Annotated in this window: 13 protein-coding genes and 2 pseudogenes; 4 read left to right on the forward strand and 11 right to left on the reverse strand. The window is 68.3% G+C overall.

Annotated elements, in window-relative coordinates; translation table 11 throughout:
• The first annotated feature begins 24 nt into the window (after positions 1-24).
• The gene (locus tag A5698_RS27690) at positions 25-666 is read left to right on the forward strand and encodes an amidohydrolase family protein (RefSeq protein WP_502688849.1); all 642 of its coding nucleotides are present in this window, start codon (positions 25-27) and stop codon (positions 664-666) included.
• Here the strand turns inward: A5698_RS27690 and A5698_RS00010 are convergent.
• Together A5698_RS00010 and A5698_RS00015 are read right to left on the reverse strand one after the other, a co-directional pair.
• Positions 582-1,400: pseudogene (locus A5698_RS00010) on the reverse strand (amidohydrolase family protein); the annotation flags it as partial. The gene A5698_RS27690 and the pseudogene A5698_RS00010 sit on opposite strands and share 85 nt — an antisense overlap.
• Before the next feature lie 13 nt (positions 1,401-1,413).
• Positions 1,414-1,899, reverse strand: a complete 486-nt coding sequence (locus A5698_RS00015) for an FxsA family protein (RefSeq protein ID WP_068291748.1) — start codon at positions 1,897-1,899, stop codon at positions 1,414-1,416.
• Positions 1,900-1,946: 47 nt separating this feature from the next.
• Between A5698_RS00015 and A5698_RS00020 the strand changes: the two genes are divergently transcribed.
• Complete coding sequence (locus tag A5698_RS00020) at positions 1,947-2,651, forward strand: dienelactone hydrolase family protein (RefSeq protein WP_068291751.1); 705 nt, start codon at positions 1,947-1,949, stop codon at positions 2,649-2,651.
• On the opposite strand, the gene A5698_RS00025 is transcribed toward A5698_RS00020, so the two are convergent.
• The 8 genes and pseudogenes from A5698_RS00025 to A5698_RS00060 form a co-directional block, all read right to left on the reverse strand.
• Positions 2,638-3,021, reverse strand: coding sequence for a PPOX class F420-dependent oxidoreductase (locus A5698_RS00025; RefSeq protein WP_068291765.1), 384 nt, complete (start codon positions 3,019-3,021; stop codon positions 2,638-2,640). The genes A5698_RS00020 and A5698_RS00025 overlap by 14 nt on opposite strands.
• 2 nt (positions 3,022-3,023) lie before the next feature.
• Positions 3,024-3,404, reverse strand: a complete 381-nt coding sequence (locus A5698_RS00030; protein ID WP_068291767.1) for a PPOX class F420-dependent oxidoreductase — start codon at positions 3,402-3,404, stop codon at positions 3,024-3,026.
• A gap of 10 nt (positions 3,405-3,414) precedes the next feature.
• Positions 3,415-7,017 carry a cobaltochelatase subunit CobN gene (cobN, locus tag A5698_RS00035; protein ID WP_068291754.1) on the reverse strand — a complete coding sequence of 1,201 codons (3,603 nt, stop codon included), beginning with the start codon at positions 7,015-7,017 and terminating at the stop codon, positions 3,415-3,417.
• Between the two features lie 282 nt (positions 7,018-7,299).
• Positions 7,300-8,763 carry a flavin-containing monooxygenase gene (locus A5698_RS00040; protein ID WP_068291756.1) on the reverse strand — a complete coding sequence of 488 codons (1,464 nt, stop codon included), beginning with the start codon at positions 8,761-8,763 and terminating at the stop codon, positions 7,300-7,302.
• Between the two features lie 65 nt (positions 8,764-8,828).
• The gene (locus tag A5698_RS00045; protein WP_068291759.1) at positions 8,829-9,794 is read right to left on the reverse strand and encodes a glycine betaine ABC transporter substrate-binding protein; all 966 of its coding nucleotides are present in this window, start codon (positions 9,792-9,794) and stop codon (positions 8,829-8,831) included.
• Positions 9,791-10,561 carry an ABC transporter permease gene (locus A5698_RS00050; protein ID WP_068291762.1) on the reverse strand — a complete coding sequence of 257 codons (771 nt, stop codon included), beginning with the start codon at positions 10,559-10,561 and terminating at the stop codon, positions 9,791-9,793. Before A5698_RS00050 ends, A5698_RS00045 begins: the two co-directional genes overlap by 4 nt.
• Positions 10,558-11,699 (reverse strand): annotated as a pseudogene (locus A5698_RS00055) (ABC transporter ATP-binding protein). Before A5698_RS00055 ends, A5698_RS00050 begins: the two are co-directional and overlap by 4 nt.
• Entirely contained in the window at positions 11,696-12,343 is a 648-nt protein-coding gene (locus tag A5698_RS00060; protein WP_067085324.1) for an ABC transporter permease, read from the reverse strand. Before A5698_RS00060 ends, A5698_RS00055 begins: the two are co-directional and overlap by 4 nt.
• A 134-nt stretch (positions 12,344-12,477) precedes the next feature.
• On the opposite strand from A5698_RS00060, the gene A5698_RS00065 reads away from it, so the two are divergent.
• Positions 12,478-13,416: a TauD/TfdA dioxygenase family protein gene (locus tag A5698_RS00065; RefSeq protein ID WP_068291764.1), complete on the forward strand. Its 939-nt coding sequence runs from the start codon at positions 12,478-12,480 to the stop codon at positions 13,414-13,416.
• Here the strand turns inward: A5698_RS00065 and A5698_RS28320 are convergent, their stop codons facing one another.
• Positions 13,417-13,584, reverse strand: coding sequence for a hypothetical protein (locus A5698_RS28320; protein WP_156670550.1), 168 nt, complete (start codon positions 13,582-13,584; stop codon positions 13,417-13,419).
• Between the two features lie 132 nt (positions 13,585-13,716).
• On the opposite strand from A5698_RS28320, the gene A5698_RS00070 reads away from it, so the two are divergent.
• A partial coding sequence (locus tag A5698_RS00070; protein ID WP_068291769.1) for a ferredoxin-like domain-containing protein occupies positions 13,717-14,457 on the forward strand: 741 nt, incomplete at its 3' end.

Below are 14,457 nucleotides of genomic sequence, written 5' to 3' on the forward strand. Positions count from 1 at the left end.
ATCATCGGCTACTGGGGCGAAGCGGTGACCACGGCCGATCAGGCGCACGCGCTGATCGAGCGCACCGGCGCCCGGGGCCTGGCCGGCGACCTGTTCGTCGACGGAGCGCTCGGCTCGCGCACCGCCTGGCTGCACGAGCCCTACGCCGACGCGCCCGGCTGTGTCGGCAACACCTATCTCGACCGCGACGCGATCGCGGCGCACCTGCAGGCCTGTACGCAAGCCGGCATCCCCGCCGGCTTCCATGTGATCGGCGACGCGGCCGTCACCGCCGTCGTCGACGCGCTCGAGACCGTCGTCGCATCGGCCGGAGCCCCCGCCGTCGCCCGGTGCGGGCACCGGCTCGAACATCTGGAGATGGTCACCGAGGAACAGGCACACAAGCTCGGCGCCTGGGGCGTGCTCGCCAGCATGCAACCGAACTTCGACGCCCTGTGGGGCGGCGAAACCGGCATGTACGCCCAGCGTCTCGGGCGCGAGCGAGCCAGATCGTTGAACCCGTTCGCGCTGTTAGCATCCCAAGGCGTGCCCCTCGCCTTCGGCTCGGACAGCCCCGTCACCGGAATAGACCCGTGGGCGACGGTGCGCGAGCCGAGCGCTCCGTCGACGAACAGGTCGCCGGCCAGGCCCCGGGCGCCGGTGCGCTCGATCAGCGCGTGCGCCTGATCGGCCGTGGTCACCGCTTCGCCCCAGTAGCCGATGATCTCGACGCCGTGGTCGAGGGCGCGGATCTCGTCCCAGTCGTCGAGGCCGCCGATCTGCGGGCCGGCGCACTCGTGCACGGCGGCGATACCGGACGCCGCCGCCGCGTTCAACGCGGCTGTGCGCGCGTGGTCGCGCTGCTGCGGGTTCAGCCGGGTGCGCGCCTCGGCACGGACCACGTGGTGCGCATCGGCCGTCAGCGGCCGCAGCGGGTCGTATCCGGCGGCGTCGACCAGGCCGGTGCGAAGTGCCCGCAATGCGGTCGACGCGACGGCCGAGTGCACGTCCACCCGCGCGAGGTAGGCGGGCCGGTCGCCGACGACGGCGTCGACGTCATCGGTGCTGGGAGGGGTGCGTTCGGGCCAGTCCGATTCGTCCCAGCCGTGAGCCCAGATCGGGCCGTCGGGATGGCTGCGGGCGTAGTCGTCGAGCAGTTGCAGGCAGTGCTGCCTGGATCGGGCCGACCGGAGGTCGAGGCCCGAGAGCGCCAGCCCGGTGGCGGTGAGGTGAATGTGGCTGTCCACGAAGGCGGGTGCGACGAAGGCACCGTCGAGGTCGATGACCTGCGCGTCGGGGTATTGGCTGCGGCCGACGTCGTCGCTGCCCAGCCAGGCGATCACACCGTCGCGCACCGCGAGAGCCGTGGCGTCGGGCATGGCGGGGCTGTGCACCCGCCCGTTGAGCAGAAGGGTCGTCACCTACGGGAGGTTCTCACAGGTCGTCGGTGGAACGAGGCGCGCGCTCCACGGCGGGCGGTTCGACGTCGACCACGTCGACGACCTCACCGTCGATGTAGTCCTCCCGCCTCGTGGCCGCTCCCCAGCCCGCGACCCCGGCGGTGATCAGCGGCATCCGGCGCGCGGCCAGCGCGGTGAGCACCGGACGGGCCGCCGCCCGCGTCGGCGGCAGAAGGAGCAGCGCGCCCATCACCGAGCTGGCCAGCCCCGGGATCACGGCCAGTACGACGCCGAGCGCGACCAGGATGCTGTCGGCGGCCGTACCGTGCAGGGTCGCCGGGGTCAGGCCCGAACGCAGCCGGTCGATGTGGCGCCGCAGCTGCGATCCGGCCAGCGCGAAGCCCAATATGAACGTCGCGAGCAGCAGCAGTAGCGTCCAGCCGATGCCGATCGTCGACACCAGGGCCACCACGACCGCTGTCTCGATGAGCACATAGAGGACAAAGAGCCGCATCGCCATACGCGGTTAACGTCCGGGCCGGCTGTCGGGTTCCGTAGATTGACGGTGTGGGCACGATCAAGATCGATACGCCGGACGGTCCGATCGACGCGTTGCTCTCGACGCCGGACGGCGAGGGGCCGTGGCCGGCGATCGTGGTCGTGCACGACGCGATCGGGTACGGACCGGACAACGAGGCGATCGCGGCCCGCATCGCCGGCGCCGGTTACATCGCGATCACGCCGAATCTGTACTCCCGGGGTGGGCGCGCCCGCTGCATCACCCGAGTGTTTCGCGAACTGCTCAGCAAGCGGGGTCGCGCGCTCGACGACATCCTGGCCGCCCGTGACCATGTGCTGGCCCTGCCGGAGTGCACGGGCGCGGTCGGCATCGCCGGGTTCTGCATGGGCGGGCAGTTCGCGTTGGTGATGTCGCCGCAGGGGTTCGGCGCGTCGGCGCCGTTCTACGGCACCCCGTTGCCCCGCCAACTCGACGAGACGCTGACCGGCGCGTGCCCGGTCGTCGCCAGCTTCGGCCGTCGCGACCCGATCGGCATCGGGGCCGCCGACCGGTTGCGGAAAGTCCTCGAGGACAAGGGAATTCCGTCGGACATCAAGGTGTATCCGGACGCCGGCCACAGCTTTGCCAACAAGCTGCCCGGGCAACCGTTATTGCGGATCACCGGGTTCGGGTACAACGGGGCGGCCGCCGACGACGCCTGGGCGCGGGTGTTCGCGTTCTTCGGCGAACACCTGCCGGCTACGCCGGCTTGATCTCGATTCCGATGTGCACCTTGTCGATGCCGCCGCGGATGAGCGCCTGCGGGATCCACCACCACGCGTGATACCAGTAGCGGCGTGTGACCTTGTCGAAGACCCGGCGGGTGTCGTCCTTGGGCAGCACCCGGGCGACCGCCTCGACGGGCTCGCCCTTGGGCTTGCCCAGCGCCGACGACTTCTGGATGGTCACCCGTGGGGTGTTGTTGATGCGCTTGGTTTTCCACGACCCGTCGTCGGTGATGACCAGCAGCTTGTCCCCCTCCGGGGCGCCCCAGATCGGGGTGGGCTTGGGTCTGCCGTCCTTGGTGAAGGTCGTCAGCAGCATGTACTTCGAATGCGCGACGTCGTCGAACGTGTCGGCCATGATCACCCCGGCTTGATCTCGATGGTTACGTTCTTGTTCATTCCCCCGCGCAGCTTGGAGAAAACGTTGAACGTCTTGCCGAGCAACCCGTAGCGCTTGCCGATCGCGGCGTAGGTCGCGCCATTGGCCGACTTGTCGAGGATCGAAGCGACCGCCTCGACCGCCTCGCCCTTCGGATTACCGCGCATATCGCACGGCGCTATGGTCACCCGCGGCGTATTGCGGATCCGCTTGACCTTCCACGATTGTTCCTGCGTGATGGCGATCAGGCCGTCACCCTCGGGCACCGCCCAGATCGGCGTGGGCTTCGCCCTGCCGTCCTTGGTGAACGCGGTCAGCAGGATGTACTCGGACTTCGCGACATCGGCAAAGGTGGCAGACACGCCACCCAACCTAGCCCTCCAGATCGCCCTCGGTCTCCAGGAGCACGTTGCGCAGTCCGTCGAGCGTCGCCCGTTCGGGTGCGGACCACATGCCGCGGTCGGCGGCCTCCAGCAGTCGTTCGGCCATACCGTGCAGCGCCCACGGATTGGACTCGGCCATGAACTTGCGGTTCTCGTCGTCGAGCACGTACTCCTGCGACAGCCGCTCGTACATCCAGTCGGCCATCACGCCCGCGGTCGCGTCGTAACCGAACAGGTAGTCGACCGTGGCGGCCATTTCGAATGCACCCTTGTAGCCGTGCCTGCGCATCGCGTTGATCCACCGGGGATTGACCACCCGGGCGCGGAACACCCGGGTGGTCTCCTCGGAGAGCGTGCGAGTGCGCACGGCGTCGGGGCGGGTGTTGTCGCCGATGTAGGCGGCCGGATCCTTACCGGTCAACGCCCGGACGGTGGCGATCATGCCGCCGTGGTACTGGAAGTAGTCGTCGGAGTCGGCGATGTCGTGTTCGCGCGTGTCGGTGTTCTTCGCGGCGACCGCGATTCGGCGGTACTGCCTGCTCATGTCGTCGGCGGCCGGCGCGCCGTCCAGGCCGCGGCCGTAGGCGAATCCGCCCCACGCCGTGTACACCTCGGCGAGGTCGGCGTCGTCGCGCCAGTTGCGGCTGTCGATCAGCTGCAGCAGCCCGGCACCGTACGTTCCCGGTTTGGATCCGAAAATCCTTGTGGTGGAGCGACGCTCGTCGCCGTGTTCGGCGATGTCGGCCTGTGCGTGGGCACGGACGTAGTTGTCCTCGGCCGGTTCGTCGAGCCCGGCGACCAACGCCACGGCGTCGTCGAGCATCGTGACGACGTGCGGGAACGCGTCTCGGAAGAACCCCGAGATGCGCACGGTGACGTCGATGCGGGGTCTGCCCAGGTCTGCGAGCGTGATCGGTTCGAGGTCGACGACCCGCCGCGACGCCTCGTCCCAGACCGGGCGAACCCCCAGCAGGGCCAGCACTTCGGCGATGTCGTCGCCGGCGGTCCGCATGGCCGAGGTGCCCCATACCGACAGCCCGACCGACCGCGGCCAGTCGCCGTAGTCCTCGCGGTAACGGGTCAGCAGCGAATCCGCCATCGCCACACCGGTTTCCCACGCCAGCCGCGACGGCACCGCCTTGGGATCGACGGAGTAGAAGTTGCGTCCGGTGGGCAACACGTTGACCAGCCCGCGCAGCGGCGACCCCGACGGCCCGGCGGGGATGAAGCGCCCGTCCAGCGCCCGGAGAATCTGCGGAATCTCCTGCGCCGTGCCCGCGAGCCGCGGCACCACTTCGGCGGCAGCGAACCGCAGCACCGCGGCGACGTCGGCGTTGTCGGTCAGCGTGTCGACGACATCGGCGGTCCATCCCGACTCCTGCAGCGCGGCAACCAGTTTGCGGGCTTGCTCCTCGGCGGCGTCGACTGCCGCGCGCTCGTCGTTGCCGTCCTCGGCGAGGCCGAGGGCCTGGCGCAGACCCGGCACCGTCTGTTCGCCGCCGAACAACTGCCGGGCCCGCAGGATCGCCAGCACCAGGTCGAGTTCGTCCTCGCCGCTGGGTGTTTCGCCGAGGATGTGCAGACCGTCGCGGATCTGGACGTCCTTGATCTCGCAGAGCCAGCCGTCGACGTGCAGGAGCATGTCGTCGAACGAGTCCTCCTCGGGGCGCTCCTCCAGCCCGAGGTCGTGGTCCATCTTCGCGGCGCGCATCAGCGTCCAGATCTGCTGTCGGATCGCGGGCAGCTTGCCGGGGTCGAGCGCCGATACGTTCGCGTGCTCGTCGAGCAACTGCTCCAGACGGGCGATGTCGCCGTAGCTTTCGGCGCGCGCCATGGGCGGGATTAGATGGTCGACGAGAGTGGCGTGGGCGCGACGCTTGGCCTGGGTGCCCTCGCCTGGGTCGTTGACCAGAAACGGGTAGATCAGCGGCAGGTTGCCCAGCGCGGCGTCCGATCCGCAGGCCGCCGACATGCCGAGGGTCTTGCCCGGCAGCCATTCGAGATTGCCGTGTTTGCCCAGATGTACGACCGCGTCGGCGCCGAACACCGACTCGATCCACCGGTATGCGGCGAGGTAGTGGTGGCTGGGCGGTAGGTCCGGGTCGTGGTAGATGGCGACGGGGTTCTCGCCGAATCCGCGCGGCGGCTGCACCATCAGCACGACATTGCCCGCCTGCAGCGCGGCGATGACGATCTCGCCGTCGGGGTCGGCGCTGCGGTCGACGAACATCTCCCCCGGCGGCGGACCCCAATGCTCGACGATCGCGTCGGTGAGTTCGGCGGGCAGCGTGGCGAACCAGTCGCGATAGTCCTTGGCCGACACCCGGATCGGATTGCCCTCGACCTGTCCTTCGGTCAGCCAGTCGGGGTCCTGGCCACCGCGTTCGATCAGTGCGTGAATGAGCGCGTCCCCATCGCCGGAGGCGATGATCGTGCCGAGGTCGCCGGCTCCGTCTGCGTCGTCGATGCGGTAGCCGTGCTCGCGCATCGCACGCAGCAGGGCGACGGCACTGGCCGGGGTGTCGAGCCCGACGGCGTTGCCGATGCGCGCGTGTTTGGTCGGATAGGCGGAGAAGACCACCGCGATCCGCTTGTCCTGCACCGGAATCGACCGCAGCCGGGCGTGCCGCACGGCCAGCCCGGCGACGCGCGCGCAGCGTTCGGGATCGGGCACGTACGACGTCAGTCCCTCGTCGTCGATCTCCTTGAACGAGAACGGCACGGTGATGATGCGGCCGTCGAACTCGGGCACGGCGACCTGTGTCGCGACGTCGAGCGGCGAGAGCCCGTCGTCATTGTTCTGCCACTGCGACCGCGGGCTCGTCAGGCACAACCCCTGCATGATCGGAATGTCCAGTGCCGCAAGGTGCGCGACGTTCCAGCTGTCATCCGCGCCACCGGCCGACACGGTCGACGGGGTGGCCCCACCCGCCGCGAGAACGGTCGTGATCAGCGCGTCGGCCGTTCCGAGCAGTTCGAGAAGCTCCGCGTCGGCGGTGCGCAGCGACGCGCAGAACACCGGCAGCGCACGACCCCCGGCGTTTTCGATCGCATCGCACAGCGCCTCGACGTAGGCGGTGTTGCCCGCGAGGTGCTGCGCGCGGTAGTAGAGCACCGCGACGGTCGGGCCGTCACCGGCCCCTTCGCGGGGCACCACGCCCCACAGCGGCGTGCTCTCGGGCGGCGAGAACCCGAAGCCGGTCATCAACACCGTGTCGCACAGGAACGCGTGCAACTGGCGCAGGTTCGAGACGCCGCCCTGAGCCAGGTAGACATGCGCCTGCAGCGCAACCCCCGCGGGTGTGGTCGAGTGCCGCATCAACTCCGCGTCCGGCGACTGCTCGCCGCTGACGACGACCGCGGGCACTCCGCTGGCCACGACCTCGTCGATGCCGTCCTGCCAGGCGCGGTAGCTGCCGAGGATGCGCACCACCACGACGTCGGCGTCGCGCAGCAGTTCGCCGAGTTCGCCGTCGATCAGCCGCGAGGGGTTCGCCCACCGGTAGTTGGCGCCGCTGGACCGGGCCGTGATCAGGTCGGTGTCCGAGGTGGACAGGAGCAAGACGGCGGGGTCGCGAGACGGCTGAGCCACCCCCCATTACTACCCCACGCCGTATTCCGCTCCGCGGGCGTGCGGCAGATACCGAAGCGGTTAGTGGCGGTTCCAGCGGCCGTAGGTGCTCTGCGGATACGGCAACCCGAGGGCGGCGATCAGCACGACCAGAAGAGCACCGAACACGATGAGTTCGAACATCGTCGTTCCTTCCTGACGCTTACTGCACACACGTGCAGTAACCGGGAACTTACGACGTCAGCGACGGTTTGAGATCGACTTGTGTGGCACGGATCACTAGAGGCTCTAGTGTGACGACCGTCACGTTTGAGCCGTTTGGACGTCGAAATCGGATGGCTGCGGCGACGCCAACAGCCGGCGATGACGGACCGGCTCCCACGGGAACAGTTCGGGCAGCCCGTGCTTGTCGAGATACCAGCTGTTGCAGCCGGTCGTCCAAACCGTATGCGGCATGGCCGATTTCATCTGCTCGTTGTAATCCTTGGTGGCGATCTCCGTCGGCGCCGCGGCCTCGATACGGCCGTCCCGGATGCGCTCGATCCACCACATCGCGTAGTCGGCCTGGTTCTCGGCGATGATCACGAGCGACTGCTGACCGATCGGAGAGTGCGGCCCCATCAGCATGAACATGTTCGGGAAGCCCGGCACTGCGACCGAACGGTAGGCCTGCGGGCCGTCCGTCCATGCGTCGTCCAACGAGACGCCGTTGTGCCCGATGATCTCCATCGGGCGCGTATAGGCGTGCGCGTCGAAGCCGGTCGCGACCACCAGGAGATCGAGCTCGTGCAGGGTGCCGTCCGCGGTGACGACGCCCCGGGGCTCGATGTGATCGATCGGGTCGACGACAACGTCGACACCCGGCTCCTGCACGGACTGGTAGTAGTGTCCGGCGGCGACGATGCGCTTGCACATCGCCTGGTAGTCGGGTGTCAGTTTGCGGCGCAGCTGCGGGTCGCGCACGGAGAGGTTGAGGTTCCACCGGCACATCGCCGACACCAGCCGGCGACGGAGTCCCGGATGGACCATCGCCTTGGCGAAGAAGTTCTCGTACACGGCCTGCCAGAAGCGGTAGCCGAGCCGGCTCAGCGCCGGGGCGCGTCGCAGCGCGGCCTTTGTGATCGGTGAGTACCGCGGGTTCGGGAACGGGAAGACCCACTGAGCGGTGCGTTGAAAGATCGTGAGCCCCCGCACTTTTCCGCCGAGTTCGGCGGTGATCTGGACACCCGTCGATCCGGTCCCGATCAAACCGATCCGCTTGTCCTGCAACGGCACCGAGTGATCCCAGCGAGACGAGTGGAACATCGGGCCTGCGAACGTGTCCAGTCCGGGGATGTCGGGATAGCGCGGTACCCGCAGGATGCCCGTCGCGGTGATGAGGACGTCGAACGGTTCGGAGCCGTCGGCGGTGCCGATCCACCATCTGCCGTCGCGGAACTCCGCGCTGGTCACGGGTGTGCCGAACTTGATGTGGCTGCGGATGCCGCGCTCGGTCGCCACCTGTTTGAAGTACGACTGAACCTCGTTGCCCGGCGGTAGCAGCCGGGACCATTCGGGGTTCGACCGGAAGGTATACGAGTAGAACCGAGACGGCACGTCGCAGTGCAGCCCGGGATAGGTGTTGTCGCGCCAGGTGCCACCGACCTCGTCGGCTTGTTCGAAGATCGTGAAGGTGTCGATGCCGGCGTCCTGCAACTTGGCCGCCATACAGATGCCCGACATTCCGGCGCCGACGATCGCGACTTTCACCGCACGTTTCTCCGCCATCGCGACCCCCTTCGGCTATCGGAAGGGTACGCGCGGAAAAGAGGCGATATCGACGAAAATCGCGATTACTGCGCGGTGATGAAGCCCTGCGCCACCATCCAGTCACGCGCGACCACGCTCGGGTCGCGGCCCTCCACGTCGACCTGCTTGTTCATGTCCATGATGGCCTCGTTGGTCAGCGCCGCCGTCACCGGTGCCGTGACGTCCGCGATCTGCGGATGCGCCTCGTAGAAAGCGCGTTTCATCGTCACCGACGGGTTGTAGTGGGCGAAGAACTGCTTGTCGTCGGTGAGCACGACGAGGTCGAGCGCAGCGATGCGGCCGTCGGTGGTGAACACCTCACCGAAGTCGCACTGTGTCCCGTCGGCGGTGGCCTGGTAGATGATGCCGACCTGGAGCACTGGCGTCTGCGCGCGCGCGGGGTCGAATCCGTAGGCCGCGGCCATGCCGGGATAGCCGTCCTGGCGGGCCCGGAACTCGGTGTCGACGCAGGTGCGTGCCGCCGCCGGATCGCGCTTGACCAACTCGGCGTACTCCGACAGCGTGCGCACATTGGTCCGCTCGACGACTCCCCGGCTGGCCGCCAGTGCGTAGGTGTCGTCCATCGGCCCCGGCGGCAACCACACCATGTCGTTGCGGGCCAGATCCTCATCGCGGACCGCGTCGAACTGCTTGCGGCTGTCGGGGATCGGCTTCTCGTGGCCGAGATAGTTGATCCACGCGTTGCCGGTGAACTCGTACGCGACGTCGACCTGACCCGACAGCTGCGCCTCGCGTGTGCTGCGCGAGCCCACGATGCCGGTGAGGTCGCGGACGTCGGCTCCGGCCGCGGCCAAGGTGTACTCCAGGATGTAGCCGAGGATCACCTGTTCGGTGTATTCCTTGGAGCCCACCGTGATCGGAACGCCCTCGAGTGCGGGATTGCGTTGGATCGAGGCCGGCCCGACCTTGAGCGGCACGGTGCTTCCCGCCCCGAGCCCGCACCCGGCGAGCAGTGCGCAGGCCAGCAGGACGACGGTGCGGCGGATCATCGCAGACCCTTGGGGTTGAGGTAGAACTCGGCGAGCCCGCCGAGCCAGTCGACCAGCAACGCGAGGCACACCGCGAGCACGCTGCCCAGGATCAGGGTCACGTTGTCCTGCAACTTGTATCCGGTGTCGATGAGGATGCCGAGGCCGCCGGCGTTGACGAGGAACGACAGGGTTGCCGTCCCCACCGCGAGCACCAGCGATGTGCGCAGGCCGGCCAGGATGTACGGGATGGCCAGCGGCAACTCGACCCGCGTCAGCACCGATCGCCGCGACATGCCTTGTCCCAGACCGGCATCCACCAGCGACCGGTCCACCTGGTTGATGCCGAGGATCGTGCTGGCCAGCACCGGCAGCAGCGAGTACAGCGCGATCGGCAGGACGCCGATCCAGAACCCGGTCCTGCCGGTCCACAGGAACAGCAGGACCAGCAGGCCGATGGCGGGCGCCGCCTGGCCGATGTTGGCGACACCCATGAAGAAGGGCCGCAACATCTTCGCACCGGGGCGTGTGACCAGCACGCCGAGCGGCACCCCGATCAACAGCACGATCGCGGTGACCGCAACGGTGATCAACAGGTGCTGCCAGATCAGCGTCGCGATGTTGCCGGGGTTGATGTTCTCCTGCTGGGTAGCGGTGAGGTCGCGGTTGAACGCCCAGAACACCACGGCGGCAGCGACGATCAGCACCACGATGGGTTGGATGAGCAGTCGTCTGCGTTCGCCGGGGTCGGCGCGCGCCGACTGGGCGGAGTCCGCGACCGCGGTCACGGTTGTCCGTCCGTGCTGGCCTCCGCCGAGGCCCGAAGCCAGGTGATCGTGTCGATCAGCGTGTCGAGCGTGACGACGCCGGCATACCGGCTGCCCGGCCCGGCCACGACGGCCGACGCATGCTGTTGTGCCAGGATCGCTTCCAGGGCGTCCTCCAGCGTCGACTGAGTGCTGACGACGTCGAGCGGTTCGACGGCGTCGGCGAGCGCGGCCGCGTGGTCGAGATTGCTCTCCCGCACCCAGCTCACGGGCCGCTCCCGTTCGTCCAGCACGACCACCCAGTCGAACTCGCTGCCCGCCAGAACCTTTCGGACGTCGTCGATCGAATCGGTCTGGCGCACAGCCGGATGCTGCCGCAGCTCCACATCCTTGATGCGCATCAGACCCAGCTGGCGCAGCGAAGCGCCGGAGCCGACGAAACCGGCGACGGTGTCATCGGCGGGGCTGGCCAGGATGTTCTGCGGTGTGTCGTACTGCAGGACCTTGGACTGGTTGCCCAGCACCGTGATCCGGTCGCCGAGCTTTACTGCTTCACCGAAGTCGTGCGTGACGAACACGATGGTCTTACGCAGTTCGCCCTGAAGCCGCAGCAGTTCGTCCTGCAGCGTGCTGCGGGTGATCGGGTCGACGGCGCCGAACGGTTCGTCCATCAACAGGACCGGAGGGTCGGCAGTTGGCGCGGATACCGCTCGGCGTACTGACCCGGCTCGAGGCCAACCATGTCGAGCAGTTCATCGACGCGCTCGGCGATGCGCTTGCGATCCCAACGCAGCAAGCCCGGCACCAGGCCGACGTTCTGCCGGATCGTCATGTGCGGGAACAGCCCTGCCTGCTGGATCGAGTAGCCGATCGAGCGGCGAAGCTCGGTCGGCCGGATGGACAGCGCGTCGTTGTCGCCGATCATGATCGTGCCCGACGTCGGTTCGGACAGCCGGTTGATCATCCGCATCATCGTGGTCTTCCCGCAGCCGGACGGGCCGACGAACACGACGATCTCGCCGGCGGGGATCTCCAGCGACACGTCGTCCACCGCGGGGCTGTCGGAGCCGGGATAGACCTTCGAGACGTGGTCCAGCACGATGCGGACCCCCGTGCTGCCGTTCGAGCTGGTGTCCTCCGGCGCGATTTGGGTTGTCATCGAATACCTTTCGACGTGGTGATGCGACCGATGACGACGAGGACCGCATCGAGTGCGAGTGCGAGGACGACGATCAGCAGCGTGCCGGCCAGGGCCATCGGTACGGCCGTCGGACTGCCCACGCGCGCCAGGCCGGTGAAGATCAGGTTGCCCAGTCCGGGCCCCTTGACGTAGGCGGCGATCGCCAGCACTCCCATCGACATCTGCGTGCTGATCCGCATGGCAGACAGGATCGACGGCCACACCAGACGCAGTTCGACGCGGGCCAGGGTGTCGAGCCGGCTCATGCCGATTCCCCGCGCGGCGTCGGTGAGCGCGGGGTCGACCCCGTTGAGCCCGACGATCGTGTTGCGCACGATCGGCAGCAGCGAGTACAGCACCAGCGCAGCGACACTGGGCACCACCCCGAGCCCGAACAGCGGGATCAGCAAGCCGAGCAGAGCGAACGCGGGGACCGTCAGGATCACGCTGGATGTCGCGGTCGCGAGGTTGGCCGCCGTCGGGTTTCGGTAGGTCAGCACCCCGATCACCACCCCGACGATCGTCGCGATGAGCACGCTCTGGACGACGGCACTGACGTGTTGATAGGAGTCGAACGCCAGCTGCGCTTGGTGGGCGGTGATGTAGTCCCACAGTGCCCTCACGGCGGTGAGCTACCCGATCTTGATCCAGCCGAAACACGAGCCCTTCCATTCGCGCTGAGCCGAACGATTGTGATCGCAAGGGCGCGCGGCGAATGTGACCAGCAGGCTTCACGGACCGTCTGGAGGTTGCTCACATGTCGTCATCGCTACGGGTGTCAAAGCTCGGCGCCCACATCGGTGCCCGGGTCGAGGGCGTCGACCTCAGCGCGGGCGTCGACGCGGAGACCGCGTCGGCGATCAACGCGGCCCTGCTCGAACACAAGGTGATCTTCTTCCGCGACCAGCACGGCTTGGACGACGACGGTCAGCTCGCCTTCGCCCAGGCGCTGGGCACGCCGACGACCGCGCACCCGACCGTGACCTCACGCGGTGAGCGCTTCCTGCCCATCGATTCCCGGTACGACAAGGCCAACAGCTGGCACACCGACGTGACGTTCGTCGACCGAATTCCGAAGGCGTCGATCCTGCGGGCCATCACCCTGCCCCCGTACGGCGGAACGACGACGTGGGCGTCCACCGAGGCCGCCTACGACCGGCTACCGGCACCCCTGCGCACGCTCGCCGAGAACCTGTGGGCCGTGCACACCAACCAGTACGACTACGCCACCCTGCACGACGAGCCCAACGCGTCCCTGACCGCCGAGCAGCGGTCGTACCGCGACGAATTCGTCTCCGACTACTACGAAACCGAGCATCCGGTGGTCCGCGTGCACCCGGAGACCGGTAAACGGGTGCTGCTGCTCGGCCACTTCGTCAAGAAGTTCGTCGGGCTCCGATCGACCGAGTCGGCCGCCCTGTTCAATTTGTTTCAGGACCGAATCACCAAGCTGGAAAACACGATTCGGTGGAGCTGGCAGCTCGGCGACGTCGCGCTGTGGGACAACCGGGCCACCCAGCACTACGCCGTCGCCGACTACGACGACCAGTACCGCCGGCTCAACCGCATCACCCTGGCCGGGGACATCCCCGTCGACATCTACGGCCGGCAAAGCCGCGTCGTGGCGGGTGACGCCTCGGCGTACTCGGCGGTGGCCAGTGTCGAAACCACGCAAACCGCGGCCCTGGCCAGCTGATCACAGCCGGTCGAGCTCACGAGACAGCAACGCATTCTCGAGATAGCTGAACCGCTGCGGATAGTGCCTGTGCTCCGCTCCGCGGTGGCTGTGCCAGATTCCGCGCACCGCTATCGTCGGCACCGGTCGTTTCGTCGGCTGGGGCCTGGTCGTGGTCAGTTCGGTCATGACGATCTCCCACCGTGCTGGCTTGGTCCCCCTCGGACCTCGATGTTCCGGACGCTACGAGCGACGGACCGGCAGGGCACGCGTAGAGCACTACCTGTGTTCGGACGCTGTACTCACGACTACCGTGAACTCGTGGCCAGGACGCGCGACCAGGACGCCTGCCCCGGTGCGCTGCAAGTGCATCGGGCCGCGGACGGCGCGCTGGCCCGCATGCGGCTGCCCGGCGGGGTCATCACCGCCCCGCAGCTGCAGGCGCTGGCGCGAGCGGCCACCGACTGGGGTGCGGGCACGCTGGAGCTGACCTCGCGGGGCAATCTGCAGATCCGCGGCGTCACCGACACGGCGGCGGTCGCCGAGGCCGCGGCGGCGGCCGATCTGCTGCCGTCGGCGACCCACGAACGCGTACGCAACATCGTCGCCTCACCGCTGTCGGGCCGGGTGGGGCCGCCGGCCACGGACATCCGCGGGCTCGTCATCGACCTCGACGAAGCCATCCGGGCCGACCCGGAGCTGGCGGGCCTTCCCGGCCGGTTCATGTTCGGCATCGACGACGGGCGCGGCGACATCTCCGGCCTCGGCCCCGATGTCGGCGTGCACTTCGACGGTGAGGTGGCCGCGCTGCTGCTGGCGGGTCGCGACACCGGTGTGCGGCTCCCGGGAAGTTCGGCGGTGCCGACGATGCTGGCCGTTGCTCGACGGTTCGCCGCCGAGCGCGGAAATGCCTGGCGGGTCAAGGAACTCGACGATATCGGCCCGCTGCTCCTCGGGCTGCCCCCGTCGGAGACACCGGGCATGACGTGGCCGGCGGTCACCCGCCCGCCCGTGGGATGGCTCGAACAGCACGACGGACGCATCGCGCTGGGCGCCGCGGTG

Origin of the sequence: Mycobacterium sp. E136 (assembly GCF_001666865.1) — a bacterium.
In the GTDB taxonomy this organism is placed as follows: domain Bacteria; phylum Actinomycetota; class Actinomycetes; order Mycobacteriales; family Mycobacteriaceae; genus Mycobacterium.